The 15012-nt window shown below is 71.5% G+C and carries 13 protein-coding genes; 8 read left to right on the forward strand and 5 right to left on the reverse strand.

The window, feature by feature from the left end; all coding sequences use genetic code 11:
* Window positions 1–102: 102 nt before the first annotated feature.
* The 4 genes from ACTIF1_RS12145 to ACTIF1_RS12160 all read left to right on the forward strand — a co-directional run bounded on the left by ACTIF1_RS12145 (window position 103) and on the right by ACTIF1_RS12160 (window position 5606).
* Complete coding sequence (locus ACTIF1_RS12145) at window positions 103–1503, forward strand: NAD(P)H-dependent flavin oxidoreductase (RefSeq protein WP_439596683.1); 1401 nt, start codon at window positions 103–105, stop codon at window positions 1501–1503.
* 263 nt (window positions 1504–1766) lie between these two features.
* Complete coding sequence (locus ACTIF1_RS12150; RefSeq protein ID WP_439596684.1) at window positions 1767–3659, forward strand: hypothetical protein; 1893 nt, start codon at window positions 1767–1769, stop codon at window positions 3657–3659.
* Window positions 3660–3669: 10 nt separating this feature from the next.
* Complete coding sequence (locus tag ACTIF1_RS12155) at window positions 3670–4473, forward strand: DUF2272 domain-containing protein (protein WP_439596685.1); 804 nt, start codon at window positions 3670–3672, stop codon at window positions 4471–4473.
* Window positions 4474–4490: 17 nt separating this feature from the next.
* Complete coding sequence (locus ACTIF1_RS12160; RefSeq protein WP_439596686.1) at window positions 4491–5606, forward strand: NADH:flavin oxidoreductase/NADH oxidase; 1116 nt, start codon at window positions 4491–4493, stop codon at window positions 5604–5606.
* 100 nt (window positions 5607–5706) lie between these two features.
* Here the strand turns inward: ACTIF1_RS12160 and ACTIF1_RS12165 are convergent, their stop codons facing one another.
* Entirely contained in the window at window positions 5707–6684 is a 978-nt protein-coding gene (locus ACTIF1_RS12165; RefSeq protein WP_439596687.1) for a tripartite tricarboxylate transporter substrate binding protein, read from the reverse strand.
* A 29-nt stretch (window positions 6685–6713) separates the two neighbouring features.
* On the reverse strand, window positions 6714–7862 hold the full coding sequence (locus ACTIF1_RS12170; RefSeq protein ID WP_439596688.1) for a mandelate racemase/muconate lactonizing enzyme family protein: 1149 nt from the start codon (window positions 7860–7862) through the stop codon (window positions 6714–6716).
* Window positions 7863–7941: 79 nt separating this feature from the next.
* Between ACTIF1_RS12170 and ACTIF1_RS12175 the strand changes: the two genes are divergently transcribed.
* Entirely contained in the window at window positions 7942–8850 is a 909-nt protein-coding gene (locus ACTIF1_RS12175) for a LysR substrate-binding domain-containing protein (RefSeq protein WP_439596689.1), read from the forward strand.
* A 15-nt stretch (window positions 8851–8865) separates the two neighbouring features.
* On the opposite strand, the gene ACTIF1_RS12180 is transcribed toward ACTIF1_RS12175, so the two are convergent.
* The gene (locus ACTIF1_RS12180; protein ID WP_439596690.1) at window positions 8866–9573 is read right to left on the reverse strand and encodes a ribonuclease activity regulator RraA; all 708 of its coding nucleotides are present in this window, start codon (window positions 9571–9573) and stop codon (window positions 8866–8868) included.
* 69 nt (window positions 9574–9642) lie between these two features.
* Here ACTIF1_RS12180 and ACTIF1_RS12185 point away from each other — a divergent pair, with 69 nt between their 5' ends.
* Window positions 9643–10542 (forward strand): hypothetical protein, encoded by a 900-nt coding sequence (locus ACTIF1_RS12185; RefSeq protein WP_439596691.1) that lies wholly within the window; start codon window positions 9643–9645, stop codon window positions 10540–10542.
* A gap of 9 nt (window positions 10543–10551) precedes the next feature.
* Here ACTIF1_RS12185 and ACTIF1_RS12190 read toward each other — a convergent pair whose 3' ends face one another.
* Window positions 10552–12141, reverse strand: coding sequence for an alpha-amylase family glycosyl hydrolase (locus tag ACTIF1_RS12190; protein WP_439596692.1), 1590 nt, complete (start codon window positions 12139–12141; stop codon window positions 10552–10554).
* Between the two features lie 115 nt (window positions 12142–12256).
* On the opposite strand from ACTIF1_RS12190, the gene ACTIF1_RS12195 reads away from it, so the two are divergent.
* Window positions 12257–12499, forward strand: a complete 243-nt coding sequence (locus ACTIF1_RS12195) for a hypothetical protein (RefSeq protein WP_439596693.1) — start codon at window positions 12257–12259, stop codon at window positions 12497–12499.
* A 6-nt stretch (window positions 12500–12505) separates the two neighbouring features.
* Here the strand turns inward: ACTIF1_RS12195 and ACTIF1_RS12200 are convergent, their stop codons facing one another.
* The gene (locus ACTIF1_RS12200) at window positions 12506–13414 is read right to left on the reverse strand and encodes an ornithine cyclodeaminase family protein (protein WP_439596694.1); all 909 of its coding nucleotides are present in this window, start codon (window positions 13412–13414) and stop codon (window positions 12506–12508) included.
* 259 nt (window positions 13415–13673) lie between these two features.
* Between ACTIF1_RS12200 and ACTIF1_RS12205 the strand changes: the two genes are divergently transcribed.
* The gene (locus ACTIF1_RS12205) at window positions 13674–14705 is read left to right on the forward strand and encodes an amino acid ABC transporter substrate-binding protein (protein ID WP_439596695.1); all 1032 of its coding nucleotides are present in this window, start codon (window positions 13674–13676) and stop codon (window positions 14703–14705) included.
* The last annotated feature ends 307 nt before the right edge of the window (window positions 14706–15012 follow it).

The raw sequence follows: 15012 nt of genomic DNA on the forward strand, positions 1-15012 counted from the left end.
GGGGGGCCTCCCCCTGCGGGTCCTGACACGCCATATTCACATCACGCGAGCGTCATCACGAATATGGCGCCGTAACAAGCACAGTAGGCGGAGCCCTGATCCTTGAAGGCCATCAACCCGATCCGCATGGGTGGCGTGGACGTTCTTCCGCTGGTGGAAGGCGGCAAGGGCGTCGCCGTCTCGAACGGTGCGACCTGTGGCGGCTGGGCCTCCGGCGGCGGCGTCGGCACCTTCTCCGCGGTGAATGCCGATAGCTACGACGCGGAAGGCAACCTCATCCGCCAGACCTATTCCGGCCGCACCCGGCGGGAGCGGCATGAGGAGCTGGTGGCCTATGGCATCGCCGGCGGCATCGCCCAGGCGCGGGAAGCCTATGAACGCGCCGGCGGCCAGGGCCGCATCCACGCCAATATCCTCTGGGAGATGGGCGGGGCGGAACGCGTGGCGCGCGGCATGCTGGAAGGCGCGAAGGGCCTGATCCACGGCATCACCTGCGGCGCCGGCATGCCCTATCGCCTGGCGGATATCGCCCGCGACTACGGGGTGCACTACTACCCCATCATCTCCTCCGCCCGCGCCTTCGCCGCGCTGTGGAAGCGCGCCTATTCCAAGACGCGGGAATGGCTGGGCGGCGTGGTCTATGAGGACCCCTGGCTGGCCGGCGGCCATAACGGCCTGTCCAATTCCGAGGATCCGAAGCGGCCGGAGGACCCCTTCCCCCGCGTCCTCAAGCTGCGCCAGCAGATGCGCGAATTCGGCCTGGGCGACGTGCCGATCATCATGGCCGGCGGCGTCTGGTGGCTGGAGGAGTGGGAGGACTGGATCGACAATCCCGACCTCGGCCCGATCGCCTTCCAGTTCGGCACGCGCCCGCTGCTGACCCAGGAAAGCCCGATCAGCGAGGCCTGGAAGCAGCGCCTGCTGACGCTGAAGCCGGGCGATGTCTCGCTGCAGCCCTTCTCCCCCACCGGCTTCTATTCCAGCGCTATCCGCAACGAATTCCTGCGCGAGCTGGAAGACCGCAACGAGCGCCAGGTGGCCTTCACCAGCGAACCGGTGGGCGACCATGTCTCCGACTACGGCGTGGGCCCGCGCAAGCGGCTGGTCTACCTGACCCCGCAGGACCGCGCCCGCGTCCAGGGCTGGGAGGCGGCGGGCTTCATCGAGGCGATGCGCACGCCGGACAATACCCTGATCTTCGTGACGCCCGAGATGGCGCGGGAGATCACCAAGGACCAGATCGACTGCATGGGCTGCCTCAGCCACTGCCGCTTCTCGAACTGGGCCCAGACGGAGCCGGACTTCTCCACCGGCAAGAAGGCCGATCCGCGCAGCTTCTGCATCCAGAAGACGCTGCAGGACGTGGCGCATGACGGGGCGCTGGAGCGCAACCTGATGTTCGCCGGCCACAATGCCTATCGCTTCGCCAGCGACCCCTTCTATTCGAACGGCTTCGTCCCGACCGCAAAGCAGCTGGTCGAGCGGATCATGACCGGGCGCTGAGGGCGAAAAAACCCCCCGGCACCTTCCGGGCCGGGGGGCGGAGTTTGGGCTCGCGCAGCCTGCGCGAGCCGCCGGGAGAAAAACGTCGAGGCACCGCCTGGACCGGGCCATTCTGCCAAGCGCAGCCTCACGATCCCGTGACGGGCAGGTGAAGCCCAGGTCAGAAGTGTCTCGCCGGCCGGCACGGCCGCCTGACATCCCCTTCACGCCAGGGCCCCTGCGACGGTATCCTGTGGCGGATCCGGGGAGCTCAATCGCAGACCATGCGCAACCTGCTGCACGCGACGGATCGTGACCGCCTGATCGCCCATCTGCGCGGCGCCCTGCTGCGGGAGGCGGTGGTGGGCGGCCGCCGTCTCATGGCCCTGGCCGAGGGCGAGGGGGCGGAGGCCGGCAGCTTCTGCGCCGTGCCCGCCAATGCCCAGGCCGCCGAATTGCTGGCGCAGCCGGAGATCCGCGACGCCGACCCGGCCTTCGCCGATGGCGTGCTGGATTTCGTCATGGCCATGGCGGATGCGCCGATCCCCTGCCGCCGCGCCGCCTCGGGCGGGATCGAACTGCTGCGGGACGATCCGCGGGATTTCGAGATCCTGACCCCCTTCCATCGCTTCACCGGCGACCTCTCGGCCGGGATGGTGCGCCAGCAGCTGCGCGGCCAGGACGGGCCGCCGGTGCTGCATACCGGCAACCTCACCGAATTCCGCCTCGGCCGCTTCCGCAACGGCGTCGATGCCGAGGATACGATCCGCGACTTCGCCATCAGCCGCCGCAGCGGCAGCGTGGTGCTGAGCCATGAGAGCCGCATCACCGGCAAGGCGGGCTTTTTTCGCGCCCGGACCGTCGAGGCGGGGCGGCTGCGCTACGAATACGAGATCACGGCCGGCTCGCCGCTGCTGCGGCTGACCGTTACCTTCACCGCCGCCGCCGGCCAGCGCGTCACCCGGCTGCGCGTCTCCACTGCGCTGGACCAGCTGGGCAGCGGCGGGCTGGAGATGGCGGAGGGGCGGCTGGGCCAGGAGGATGGGGCCTGGCGCGATTTCGGCGTGCCGCAGGCGGCGGGCATGACGGTCTGGGCGGATGCCAGGCCGGTGCCGCATGTGGCGATCGGCCCGGCCGGCTGGCCGGCGGGCGGCCCAACCCTGCATCTCCGCCCCCAGGCGCCGGGACAGGTCATGGCCCTGCGCGCCATCGCCGCGCGCCCCGGCGCGCTGCATTGGGTGATCCTGCGGCATGGCCCCGCGAAACTCGCCCCCGGGGAGGCGCTGGTGGTGCGGGAGGACCGGCTGCTGGCAGCCGGCACGGGGGCGGAGGCCGCGGCGCGGGTGATGGCGGCGGCCGGCGCGGCGGGGGAGCAGCTCTCGGGCCTCGACCTCGACCCGCTGCCGCCGAATGGGGCGGCGCTGAATGCGGTGGCGACGCAGCTGCTGCTGGCCAGCCGCGGCGGCTACCGGGTGCCGCTGAGCGCGGAACGGATCCTGGCGCTGGAAGGCTGGTTCGACCGGCAGATGGCGGCGCTGCAGGCGGGGCAGCCGGGGCTGCGGGACCTGGCCTTCGCGGTGCTGGCGGCGGAGGCGCGGCTGCGCGCCGGCGCCCAGGCGCCGCTTTCCGCCCTGGTCGCCTCCCTGCTGGCGCGGCAGGCGCCCTCCGGCGCCTTCCGGGAGGCCGGCGGGGCGGCGACGCTCGCTGAGCATGCTGTGGCCCTGCTGGCGCTGGCCCGCGCCCTGCCGCATCTGGACCCGCTGCTGCTGGCCGGCCCGATCGGCCGCGCACTGGCGGCGGTGAAGCCCGGCGCGGCGGAACTGCGCGACGGCGGCCGCAGCGTGCGGCTGGAGGGGCTGGCGCTGGACGGCGCAACCCCTGCCCCGCTGCGCGACCATGCGGAGACGATCGGCCTGCTGGCGCGCGCCGCCGGCGCCGTGGCTCTGGCCGGGGAGGCGCGGCCCGAGGCGCTGTCGGCGGAGGCCCTGGCCCAGGCCCAGGCGCTGCACCGCCAGGCGGTGGCGCTGCTGCGCCCCCTGGTGCGGCCGCGCGGCACGGCGCTGGAGGTGGTTCCCTCCCCCCTCGGCGGCGCCGCGCATCCGGCGGCGCAGGCCGCGGCGGTGCTCGGGCTGATGGCGCCGGATGCCGCGATCCTGCGCCTGCCGGTGCCCGCATGAGGATGACCGCATGAGGTGGGCCGCGGCCGCGCTGCTGCTGGCCCTCTCGGCCTGCGGTGGCCCCCGCCCGCCGCCGCCGCCGCCCGCCAACCCGCCCCTGCCCTATCCCCCCGCGGCGGCGGAGCGGGTGGTGCGGCTGGCGCTGGCGGAATGGCGCGACTGGGGCGGCACGGTGCGTGAGGCCTGGACGGATGCCGCCGAAGCGCCGCCCGCCGAATCCGCCATCGGCAATTTCCCGCGCGTGCTGGCCTATTGGCGGGCGGTGGAGGATGACGAGGGGGCGATCCGCGACAACCGGCAGATCTATGCCGCCGCCGTCTGGGGCATGGGCAGCGGCACGCTCTGGTCCAACCCGGCCTGGTCGGCGGCCTTCATCTCCTGGGTCTTCCGGACCGCCGGGGTGGATGCGCGGGAGTTTCCGCCGAATGCCACGCATTCGCTCTACCTGGATGCGCTGATCGCGGATGCGGACTCCTTCCCCGCCACCGCGCCCTTCCTGCCGCATGCGCCGGCCGAGCATGCGCCGCGGCCGGCCGACCTGGTCTGCTTCGACCGCAGCAGCCGCAACCGCCTGAGCCATTGGACGGAGCGGCGGGCGGAGGCGGGGGTGCCGCGTCCGATGCATTGCGACATCGTCACCGGCGTGGCGCCGGGGGTGGTGGAGGTGGTGGGCGGCAATGTCGGGGATACGGTGACGCTGACCCGCTACCCCACGGATGCCGCCGGGCGCATCCTGCCGGCGCCCGCCGGCCGCCTGCCGCTGCTCGTGGTGATGGAAAGCCGCCTCGGCCGCCTGCCCCCCTTCGCGCCCTGACCAGGATTTTCGTCAATATGACCGACCTGTTTTCCCCGCTGACCATCCGTGGCGTGACGCTGCCGAACCGGATCGGCATCTCGCCGATGTGCCAGTATTGCTGCGGCGATGACGGGCGGCCGACCGACTGGCACCTGGCGCATCTGCTGCAGCGGGCGCTGGGCGGGGCGGGCATGGTGATGGTGGAGGCCACCGCGGTGACGCCGGAAGGCCGCATCACGCCGGGCGATGTCGGGCTCTGGGAGGATGCGCAGATCCCTTCCCATGCCCGCCTGGCCGCGGCCATCGCCCATGCCGGCGCGGTGCCCGCCATCCAGATCGGCCATGCCGGCCGCAAGGCCAGCCGGGCCCCGGCCTGGGTGGATGAGCCGGCGAGCCCGGGCTGGGAGATCGTCTCCGCCAGCAACCTGCCCATGGGCCATTTCGCGGCGCCGCGGCCGATGACGGAGGCGGAGATCCTCGACCTGCCGGCGGCCTTCGCCGCCACCGCGAAGCGGGCGATCGCGGCCGGCTACAGGATCATCGAGCTGCATGGCGCGCATGGCTATCTGCTGCACCAGTTCCTCTCGCCCATCAGCAACACCCGCAACGACCGCTGGGGCGGCGATTTCGAAGGCCGCACGCGGCTGCCGCTGGCGATCGCCGATGCGGTCCGCAAGGCGGTGGGGGAGGAGGTGCCGCTGTTCCTGCGCATCTCCCACACCGACTGGATCGAGGGCGGCTGGTCGACCGCGGAGAGCGTGGAGCTGTCCCGGCGCATGGCGGCGCTGGGCATCGACCTGATCGATGTTTCGTCGGGCGGCATCGACCCGTCCCAGAAGATCGTGCTCGGCCCGGGCTACCAGGTGCCGGGGGCGGAGGCGGTGAAGCAGGGCGCCGGCGTGCTGGTGGCGGCCGTCGGCCTGATCACGGAGCCGGAGCAGGCGCAGGCCATCGTCGCCGAGGGCCGCGCGGACCTGGTGCTGCTGGCCCGCGCCACGCTGCGCGACCCCTATTGGCCGATGCGCGCGGCCGTGGCGCTGGGCCGGGTGGACGCCATCCGCACCCCGCCGCAATACGACCGCGCCTGGGGGTCCATCGCGCGCATGGGAATGCGGGGGGAAACCGGCGCGCCCATGCCGCCGCTGGGGTGACCCAAAGCCCTCTCCCCCGTTTGGGGGGGTGGGTGAGGGAGCCGTGCCATCGGCGAAGCCTTCCTTGACGCCGGGTGAGGGGGGAGAGGAGACGGGCCCCTCAATCCACCTTGATGTCGCCTTCCTTGATCACCTGCTCCCACTGCGTGATCTGGCCCAGCAACTGCGCGGATGCCTCGGCCGGGGTACCGCCCACCGGCTCAAACCCCAGCTCCGTCAGCCTTGTCCGCATCGCCGCGCCGGTGACGGCCTGCCGGGAGGCCTCGGCCAGCCGTGCCAGCACCGGCTCCGGCAGGCCGGCGGGGCCGACCAGCGCATTGATCAGCGCGGCATCCACGGCCGGGAAGCCCGCCTCCGCCATGCTCGGCACCTCCGGCAGCAGGGCGGAGCGCGTGGCGCCGGTGATGGCCAGCGCGCGCAGCCGGCCCGCGCGCACATGTTCCGCCATGGCCGGGATGGTGCCGAAGGCCATCTGGACGCGGCCGGCGATGACATCCGTGATCATCGGCCCGCCGCCGCGATAGGGCACATGCAGGAAGGTGAAGCCGGCGGCGAGGCGGAACTGCTCGCCCGCCATATGCACCGCCGTGCCATTGCCGGCGGAGCCGAAGGTCAGCTCGTTCGGCCGCGCCTTGGCGTCCCGCACCAGCGCGGCGAGGTCCGGCCAGGGCGCGGCGGCCGGCACCACCAGCACCAGGGGCGAGCGCACCAGCACCGAGACGAAGCTGAAGTCGCGCCGCGTGTCATAGGGCAGCCGGCTGCCGAGCAGGCCGGGATTCACCACGAAGGCGCTGTCGAAGACGCCGAGCGTGTGGCCGTCCGCCGGCGCCGTGGCCACCGCCTGGGTGCCGGTGACGCTGGCGCCGCCGCCGCGATTCTCCACCGCGAAGGACTGGCCGAGCGCCTGCGACAGCTCCTGCGCCAGCAGCCGGGCGGTGATGTCCGTGGCCCCGCCGGGCGGATAGGGCACCACCAGGCGGACAGGGCGGCTCGGGTAGCTTTGGGCGAAGGCCGGCGCGGCAAGGCCGGTGGCAAGCGCCGCACCCAGCAGAGAGCGGCGTCGAATCATGCGGGTCATCGACTGTTTCCTTCCCGATCTTCTTGTTCTCAGTCGCGGCCGAGGGTCCAGCTTTCGGTCAGCCAGGGCGCCAGGCGTTCCGGGTCCAGCTCCAGCCCGATGCCCGGCCCTTCCGGCAGCGCGATCATGCCGGCCGCGTCCAGCTCCGGCGTGCCGAGCAGGGTCAGCAGCGGATTGGGCGTCGCGTCGTATTCCAGGAAGGGATAGGGCGCCGGCCCGCCGCCGCGCCGCGCCGGCAGCAGCGCCGCCATCTGCTGCGCTGCCCGGAAGTTCACCAGCGTGCCGAAGACATGCGGCATCACCGGCAGGTCATAGGCATCCGCCAGCGCCGCGACCTTCCGAAAGCCGGAAAAGCCGCCGCAGACGGTCAGGTCCGGCTGCAGCACGGCGAAGGTGCGGGCGGCCAGGAAGTCGCGGAAGGCGGCCAGGCTGGCCAGTGCCTCCCCGCCCGCGATGGCGCAGGGCACGGCGCGGGCGACCGCCTGGTAGCCGGGGATATCCTCCGGCTGCAGCGGCTCCTCGATCCAGAGCAGGCCGGCCTCCTCCATGCGTTTCGCGGATTCGATGGCGGAGCCGACGCCGTAGCCCTGGTTGATATCGACCATCAGCGCGATGTCCTCGCCCACCTGGCGGCGCATCGCCCGGGTCATCGCGCCATCGGCGCGCGGGTCGAAGCCAGCGCGGGGTTTCAGGGCGCGAAAACCGCGGCGCAGCAGGGCGTCGATCTGCCCGGGATAGGCCCCGTAGGGGGAAGGACCCTCGGCGATGAAGGGGCCGCTGGCATAGGCCAGCGCCCGGTCGCGCAGCGCCCCGCCCAGCATCGCCGCCACGCTGAGGCCCTGGGCGCGCGCCGCCGCATCATGCAGCGCCATGTCGATGGCGGAGGCCGCCATCATCGCCGGGCCGCGCCGGTCATAGCCCAGCGTGCCGAGCATCGCCTGGTAGATCCGGCCGTAATCCGCCACCGGCTGCCCCAGCACCAGCGGCGCCAGCCTCGCCTTGATCAGCGCCGCGGCGGCGAAGGGCGAGGCAAAAACCTCGCCCCAGCCGACCACGCCGGACTCCGTGGTGACGCGGACCAGCAGGAAATCGCGGCGGCGGATGAAGGTGGAGGCATTGCCCAGCGCCGGCTGCGGGCTGAAGCCGGCGTGAAAGCCCTGGATGCTGGCGATCTTCATGCATTTCCTCCTTGGGCCGGGAGGCTGCGGCGCGGGAAACATGCTGTCAAATAGCCAGATCGGCTGACATCATGCCCGGATGGCTATGACCCTCAACCTTCGCGAGATGCAGGTATTCCGGGCGGTGATGGAGCTGGGCGGCGTCACGGCGGCGGCCGCGGCCCTCGGCATGTCCCAGCCCAGCGCCAGCAAGATGCTGCAGCAGGCGGAGGAGCGGCTGGGCTTCGCCCTGTTCCTGCGCGAGCGAAAACGCCTGGTGCCGACGGCGGAGGCGCATGCGCTGCTGCCGGAGCTGGTCGGTGCCTTCACCGCGCTGGAGGATCTCGGCCGGCTGGCGGAGGATCTGCGCGGCGGCCGCTCCGGCCTGCTGACCCTGGTGGCGGTGCCGGTGCTGAGCACCGCCCTGCTGCCCCGCGCCATCGCCCGCTTCCGCGCCGGCCGGCCGGATGTGCTTGTCTCGCTGCGTGCGGTGACGGCGATCGAGGCGGTGAAGCTGGTGGCGGATCACCGGGCCGATCTGGCGCTGATCCTCGGCAGCACGGCGGATGCGCGGATCGCGGCGCGCAACCTTTTTGCCTCGGAGATCGGCTGCGCCCTGCCGGCGGGCCATGCCTTGGCGGCAAAGCGGACACTGCGCCTGACGGATCTGCTGGATCAGCCGCTGGTCTCGCTCGGCCCGCAGCAGCCGGTGGGCGCGGTGCTGCACCGGGCGCTGGCGGAAGCCGGCCGCAGCGGGCGGATCGCCATGGAGGTCTCGCAATCCACCATCGCCTGCGCCCTGGTGCGGGAGGGGGCAGGGATCGCGGTGCTGGACGGGGTGGGGCTGCGGGAGGCGAAGGCCCAGGGCCTGCTGGTGCGCCGGCTGCTGCCGCGCGCGCGCCTCGCCGTCAGCCTGCTGCAGTCCCGCCACCGCGCGCCATCCCGGCTGGCGCAGGATTTCGGCGCGGTGCTGGATGCGGTGGTGGCGGAGGAGGGGCGCGCGGGGTGAAGCGCGCCCGGGGTATCACGCGCGCCCGGCGGCCTTGTCGGCCTCATAGCGCGCCTTGGTCTCGGCATTGGCGGGATACAGGCCGGGCAGGGCGACGCCCTTGCCGACCTCGACCATGATCCAGGCCTCCAGCCGCTCCTGCTCCACCGCGGCATCGACCACGGCATCGAGCAGGGCGGCGGGGATCACCACGGCGCCGTCCTGGTCGGCGACCACGATATCGCCCGGCACCACGGTGACGCCGCCGCAGCCGATCGTCTCCTGCCAGCCCACGAAATTCAGCGCGGCGACGGAGGCCGGCGCCACATAGCCCTGGCAGAACACCGGCAGGCCGGTGCCGATCACGCCGGCGCCGTCGCGCACCATGCCGTCCGTCACCAGGCCGGCGACGCCCTTCTTGGCCATGCGGGCGCACAGGATGTCGCCAAAGATGCCGGCGGCGGTGCTGCCCATGGCATCCGCCACGGCGACGGCGCCTTCCGGCATCGCCTCGATCGCGGCGCGGGTGGAGGTGGGGGAGGCCCAGCTATCGACGGTGGCGAGATCCTCGCGCGTCGGGGTGAAACGGAGCGTGAAGGCCGGGCCGACGATGCGCTTGGTCGGGCCCGGCACCAGCGGGCGGCTGCCGGCGATGTAGCAGAAGCGCACGCCCTTCTTCAGCAGCACCGTGGTGAGGGTGGCGGTGGTCACGCCCATCAGGGCGTCGCGCTGTGCGGGGGTCATGTGCTGGGCCGGCTCCGTGCTTCGAGAACGAAGCTTGAAGCGCGATGCGGGCCGGCCGTCCAGGGAGGGGTGCGCATCGTCCTGTGTGCTCGGCAGGTCGTGGCCCAGGACACAGCCGGTTCCGCAGCCTTTGCGTCAGGCGTGGCGTTGCACGCCCTGGCTGGGATTGCTTTTTTCGGCCCTGAGCGCCAGTGCGACGAAAGTCGGAAGGTCCCGCCGGAATCACCTTGCGACGATTTTTCAATGCGACGGGTGGATCGAGATCACGCCGGCCTTCGCAATAAGGCTTCGCTGGAAGGGGCTTTCATGTTTGGCGTCGTAAAGAAGTGGAAGGCCGGCGGCCGCCTCAAGAACATATTCCATCCAGGCGAGAGGGTGACCTGGATCGGTCGTCCGGGACCGAAAGCCTTAGGCGAGCTGGGTCTGTATGATGGATATTTTTTATCGTTTTTGTCGTTCCTTGTGCTGATAATCAACGCAATAGGATTGGGTCTCGCCTTGTACTACTGGCAATGCAGGCCCTTGCTTGTGAATCTGGTGTTTTTTCCTATATTCCTGACACTCTCGCTATTTTCTCGAATGTTCCTTCGCTCGGCGCGCCCTCGGCAGAAGCGTTCCGTCTATTTTCTGACCAACAAGAGGATCTTGGAGGTCTTCTTCGGTCCGAACGGAAGCAGGACCGTTCGGTGCTATTCGTTTTCTCGCAAGGAGCTGAAGGTGATCCGGCGCAATGATTGCAGGGGCGATGTCATTGTGGCGGTGCGGAGAGGTTCTGGCGAATTTGCAGGCCACAACCGCTCCTACGGGTTCTTTGACATCCGTGACCCTGACCGGGTCTTCGATTTGCTGAGCGCCTCCAGCGAGCCAGCCGACAGCCACGCCATCGATCCGGTTGAATCGATGGCGAGGAAGACCCTTCATTCGGCAGGTGCGGAAAAACCCGCGCCGTTCGGCCTGGGCTCAGCGTGACTGCGGCGCCTATGGCATCCGCGCCAACGCCACCCCCCAAGCCGGCAGCGTCCCCTGCGGGTCGGGTAGGATCGCATCCGCCAGCGGCTGCGCATCCACCAGCAGCATGGGCGGAACTGGCGCCGGCTGGCCGGAGAGGTTGAACAGGCAGCGCAGCCGCGCGCCGCTTCCCGCATCCACCCGGTCATAGCCCAGCAGCGGCGCCGGCAGGTCGAGCGGCACCAGGTCGCCGGTGATCATCGCGGGGTGGCCGTGGCGCAGCTTCAGCAGGGCGCGGGTGAAGTGCAGCGGGCTTTCCGTGTCGGCCTCCTGCGCATCGATCGCGAGCGGCCGGTGCGCCTCCGGCACCGGCAGCCAGGGCGTGCCGGTGGTGAAGCCGGCATGGGGCGCGTCCTTCTGCCAGGGGATCGGCGTCCGTGACCCGTCTCGCCCGGCAAAATCCGGCCAGAAGGCGATCCCGAAGGGGTCGCGCAGGGCTTCGAAGGGCAGCTTCGCCTCGGGTAGGCCCAGCTCCTCGCCCTGATAGACACAGATGCTGCCGCGCAGCGTCAGCAGCAGGGCCAGCAGCAGGCGGGTGGCGCGGGCATCCGGCACCTGGCCGGGCGCCCAGCGCGTCGCGGTGCGCACCACGTCGTGATTGCTGAAGCACCAGCAGGCCCAGCCTTCCGGATTGGCCGCGGCCTGCACCAGGGCGGTGGCGATCGGGTGGTCGAAGACGCCGCGCAGCGGGGCGAGGGTATAGGCCATGTGCAGCAGGCCCGGCCCGGTGGAACGCGCCACCCGGGCATGCGCGCCGGGCTGCGAGGACAGCTCGCCCAGCAGCGCGCGATCCGGAAAGGCATCCGCCGTGGCGCGCAGATGCCGCAGGATGGTCGGCGTCTCCGGCCCCATCATGTCGTATTGGTGCAGCTGCATCCCGAACAGTTTTGACGGGATTTCGGATTTCGGCGGCGCCGCCGGATTGTCCCGCAGCTGCGGGTCACGGTGCAGGAAGTCCAGCGCGTCGATCCGGAACCCGTCGACGCCGCGGGACAGCCAGAAGCGCATGATTTCCGACACGGCTTCGCGGGTCGCGGGTTCGGCCAGGTTCAGCGCCGGCTGGTCGGACAGGAAATGGTGCAGGTAGTACTGGCGGCGGCGGCTTTCCCAGCGCCAGGCGGGGCCACCAAAAACCGAAAGCCAGTTGTTCGGCGGCGTGCCGTCCGGCCGCGGATCGGCCCAGATGTAGCGATCCGCCAGCGGCCCGGTCCGCCGCGCCCGGCTTTCGAGGAACCAGGGGTGCTGCACGCTGGTATGGCCGATCACCAGGTCCAGCATCACCTTCAGCCCGCGCGCATGGGCGGCCGCGACCAGCGCATCGAAATCCGCCTGGGTGCCATAGGCCGGGTCGATGGCGCAGTGGTCGGCGATGTCATAGCCGAAATCGGCCTGGGGCGAGACATAGATGGGCGAGAGCCACAGCGCGTCCACGCCGAGGCTCGCGATATGGTCGAGCCCTGCCAGCAGGCCGCGCAGATCGCCCACCCCGTCGCCATCCGCGTCCCGGAAGGACCTCGGATAGACCTGGTAGATCACCGCACCCTGCCACCATGCGCTCATGCATCCCGCTCCGCCTCGTTGCGTGGTGACAAAGCCCCGCCGCGCCGCGGGTTCCCGCGGCGAACCCGGCGCCGGCCCGCGGCGTTGGGCCTGCCTCGGATAAGGAGCAGGCGCCATGGACGACAAGGACAGGCTGGACGAGGCCCGGGGTTCTGAGGATGCGCTGCGGCCCACCCTGCCGGGCGGGGAGCGGGTGCGCGAGGGCGAAAGCGGCGAGGAGGCCGGGGAGAACGACGCCGCCGGCACCGTGAGCAACCCGATCCGGCCCGGCGCGACCCAGCCGGGCGAGGCCATGGAACAGGCCCAGCTCCGCGGCGGCCCGGTGGATATCGCGCCGGAGCGGCTGCGCCGGCGCTGAAGCGGGTCAGGCGGTCGCCAGCACCGCCGCCGCCAGATCCTCCCCCGCCCAGCCGACCGATTTGAAGACCGTCACCTCCGCCGCATCGCGCCGCCCGGGATGGGTGCCGCGACACAGGTCGAAGAGGTCCGCGGCCACATGGGTTTCCACGATGGCCCCCTCGGCGATGGCCTGCACCACGTCGCCCGCCTCGGCCAGGCCGCCGGCGCGGGTGTCCAGCACCAATGTGGCGCGGGCCAGCAGGGCGCCGTCGCTCTCCCGCATGGTCGGGCGGAAGGCGCCGACCAGATCCACATGCGTCCCCGGCGAGACGGCCGCGCCGTGCACCAGCGGCGCTTCCGAGAGCGTGGCGGCGGAGACGATGTCGTAGCCGGCCGGATCGGGGCTGGCCGCGGCCACCGCCGGCAGACCGTGCGCCGCGAGCCGCTTCGCCAAGGCCTGGGACTGCACCGGATTGCGCGCCCAGATCGCCACCTCCTCGATGGGGAAGCGGTCGCACCAGGCCTCGGCGAGCGCGGTGGCGACGCGGCCGGCGCCGAGCACCAGCAGGCGGCGGCTGTCCGGGCGGGCCAGGAAGCGGCCGGCCAGTGTGCTGGCCGCGGCGGTGCGGCGGTCCGTCAGCTCCCCGCCATCCAGCAGGGCCAGCGGCTGGCCGGTGGCGGCATCCGACAGCAGATAGACCGCCTGCACCGCCGGCAGGCCGCGCGCGCCATTGGCCGGCAGCACATGCACGGTCTTCACCCCCGAATGGCGGGCGGTCCAGGCCGGCATCAGCAGCAGCATGCCCCCCTCCGGCAGCGGGTGGCGATGGCGCAGCGGCGCCTCGCAGCCCAGGCGGAACATCTCCTCCAGCGCGGCCTCCAGCCGCCCCCAGGGCAGGGCCTGTCGCAGCTGCTCCGCCGAAATCATGCGCATCGTAGCAAATCCTTTCCCCGACCGGGCTTCCGGCGCGTGCCGCGCATCGCCATCAAGGCGGCAGGATGGCAGGAAGATGGCCGGTTTGACATGTGCCGGGCCGCCGCCTAGGCGAAGGCGAATGACGCGCCCTGATTTGCGCGTTGATCCCGGCCGGAGGCTGGCGCAGCATCGTCACCAGGGGCAAACCGGGGTGACGGTGCCGCCGGCCGAACCGGACGGACCGAGGCTTCGCAATGAGAATGAGGGAGTTCACCGAATGAAGGCTCTTCGCCTGGCCCTGACCGCCATGATGGGCGGCATGGCCATGCTGGCCACGCCAGCCATGGCCCAGGCCCCGACCGGGGCGCCCACGCTGGACGCGATCCGCGCGCGTGGCACGCTCATCTGCGGGGTGAATACCGGCCTCGCCGGTTTCGCGCAGCCGGACAGCCAGGGCGTCTGGCGCGGCTTCGACGTGGATTATTGCCGCGCCGTCGCCGTCGCCCTGTGGAACGACCCGAGCAAGGTCCGCTACGTGCCGACCACCGCGCAGAACCGCTTCACGGCGCTGCAGTCGGGCGAGGTCGATATGCTGGCCCGCAACACGACCTGGACCCTGTCGCGCGACACCTCGCTGGGCCTCGAATTCTCCACCATCAATTTCTTCGACGGCCAGGGCTTCATGGTGAAGACCTCGGCCGGCGTGCGCACGGCGCGCGACCTGCAGGGCGCCACCATCTGCGTGCAGCCCGGCACCACCACCGAGCAGAACCTGAGCGACTGGGCGCGCGCCAACCGCATCCGCTTCACCCCGGTGGTGATCGAGCGGCTGGAGGAAGTGGTCGGCGCCTATGTCTCCGGCCGCTGCGATGCCTATACCACGGACGTCTCCGGCCTCGCCTCCACCCGCTCGGCCCAGCCGCGCCCGGCCGAGCACATGATCCTGCCGGATGTCATCAGCAAGGAACCGCTGGGTGTCGCCGTGCGCCATGGCGACCAGCGCTTCGCCGACCTGGTGAAGTGGATTCATTTCGGCCTGGTGGGTGCCGAGGAATTGGGCATCACCGCCGCGAATGTGCAGCAGGCGGCGCAGTCGGACGCGCGGCCGGACGTGCAGCGCATGCTGGGGCGCAGCGGCGAGCTCGGCGCGATGCTCGGCGTGGACAATCTGTGGATGGTCAATGTCATCCGCACGCTGGGCAATTACGGCGAGATCTTCGAGCGCAACCTGACGCCGATCGGCCTGCAGCGCGGCCCGAACGCGCTCTGGACCAATGGCGGCCTGCAATACGCGCCGCCGCTGCGCTGAAGGCAGACCCCGCACGCGGCCCCGCCGCGTGAGATGAGGACCGGGCGGCGCCACGCCGCCCGGTCATGCGGCCCGGTCACGCGGCCCGGCCCCGGGCCCCGCCCCGACGCCGGCCCCTGGCCGCTTCGGCGCCGCCCTGCCGCACCGGCCCAGGCCCGCGTGGCGCGGCCTCGCTCTTGCATACCCGTTTCGAAATTACCCGAACCGCCTACTGCCACTCCTCACCCCTTTTGCCCCTGCCGGGTCTCCGCGGCCCCCAGGATGAGACAGACGACCGAGACCACCGGCGGGAGCCAACCCGCTGGAG

The organism is Falsiroseomonas sp., assembly GCF_051860665.1.
Classification (GTDB): Bacteria; Pseudomonadota; Alphaproteobacteria; order Acetobacterales; family Acetobacteraceae; genus Falsiroseomonas.

What these genes read in the sequence shown, in the direction of transcription:
- ACTIF1_RS12150 (WP_439596684.1), top strand. Translation starts at nt 1,767, where the DNA reads ATGCGCAACCTGCTGCACGCGACGGATCGTGACCGCCTGATCGCCCAT.
- ACTIF1_RS12155 (WP_439596685.1), top strand. Translation starts at nt 3,670, where the DNA reads ATGAGGTGGGCCGCGGCCGCGCTGCTGCTGGCCCTCTCGGCCTGCGGT.
- ACTIF1_RS12160 (WP_439596686.1), top strand. Translation starts at nt 4,491, where the DNA reads ATGACCGACCTGTTTTCCCCGCTGACCATCCGTGGCGTGACGCTGCCG.
- ACTIF1_RS12165 (WP_439596687.1), bottom strand. Translation starts at nt 6,684, where the DNA reads ATGACCCGCATGATTCGACGCCGCTCTCTGCTGGGTGCGGCGCTTGCC.
- ACTIF1_RS12170 (WP_439596688.1), bottom strand. Translation starts at nt 7,862, where the DNA reads ATGAAGATCGCCAGCATCCAGGGCTTTCACGCCGGCTTCAGCCCGCAG.
- ACTIF1_RS12175 (WP_439596689.1), top strand. Translation starts at nt 7,942, where the DNA reads ATGGCTATGACCCTCAACCTTCGCGAGATGCAGGTATTCCGGGCGGTG.
- ACTIF1_RS12180 (WP_439596690.1), bottom strand. Translation starts at nt 9,573, where the DNA reads ATGACCCCCGCACAGCGCGACGCCCTGATGGGCGTGACCACCGCCACC.
- ACTIF1_RS12190 (WP_439596692.1), bottom strand. Translation starts at nt 12,141, where the DNA reads ATGAGCGCATGGTGGCAGGGTGCGGTGATCTACCAGGTCTATCCGAGG.
- ACTIF1_RS12195 (WP_439596693.1), top strand. Translation starts at nt 12,257, where the DNA reads ATGGACGACAAGGACAGGCTGGACGAGGCCCGGGGTTCTGAGGATGCG.
- ACTIF1_RS12200 (WP_439596694.1), bottom strand. Translation starts at nt 13,414, where the DNA reads ATGCGCATGATTTCGGCGGAGCAGCTGCGACAGGCCCTGCCCTGGGGG.
- ACTIF1_RS12205 (WP_439596695.1), top strand. Translation starts at nt 13,674, where the DNA reads ATGAAGGCTCTTCGCCTGGCCCTGACCGCCATGATGGGCGGCATGGCC.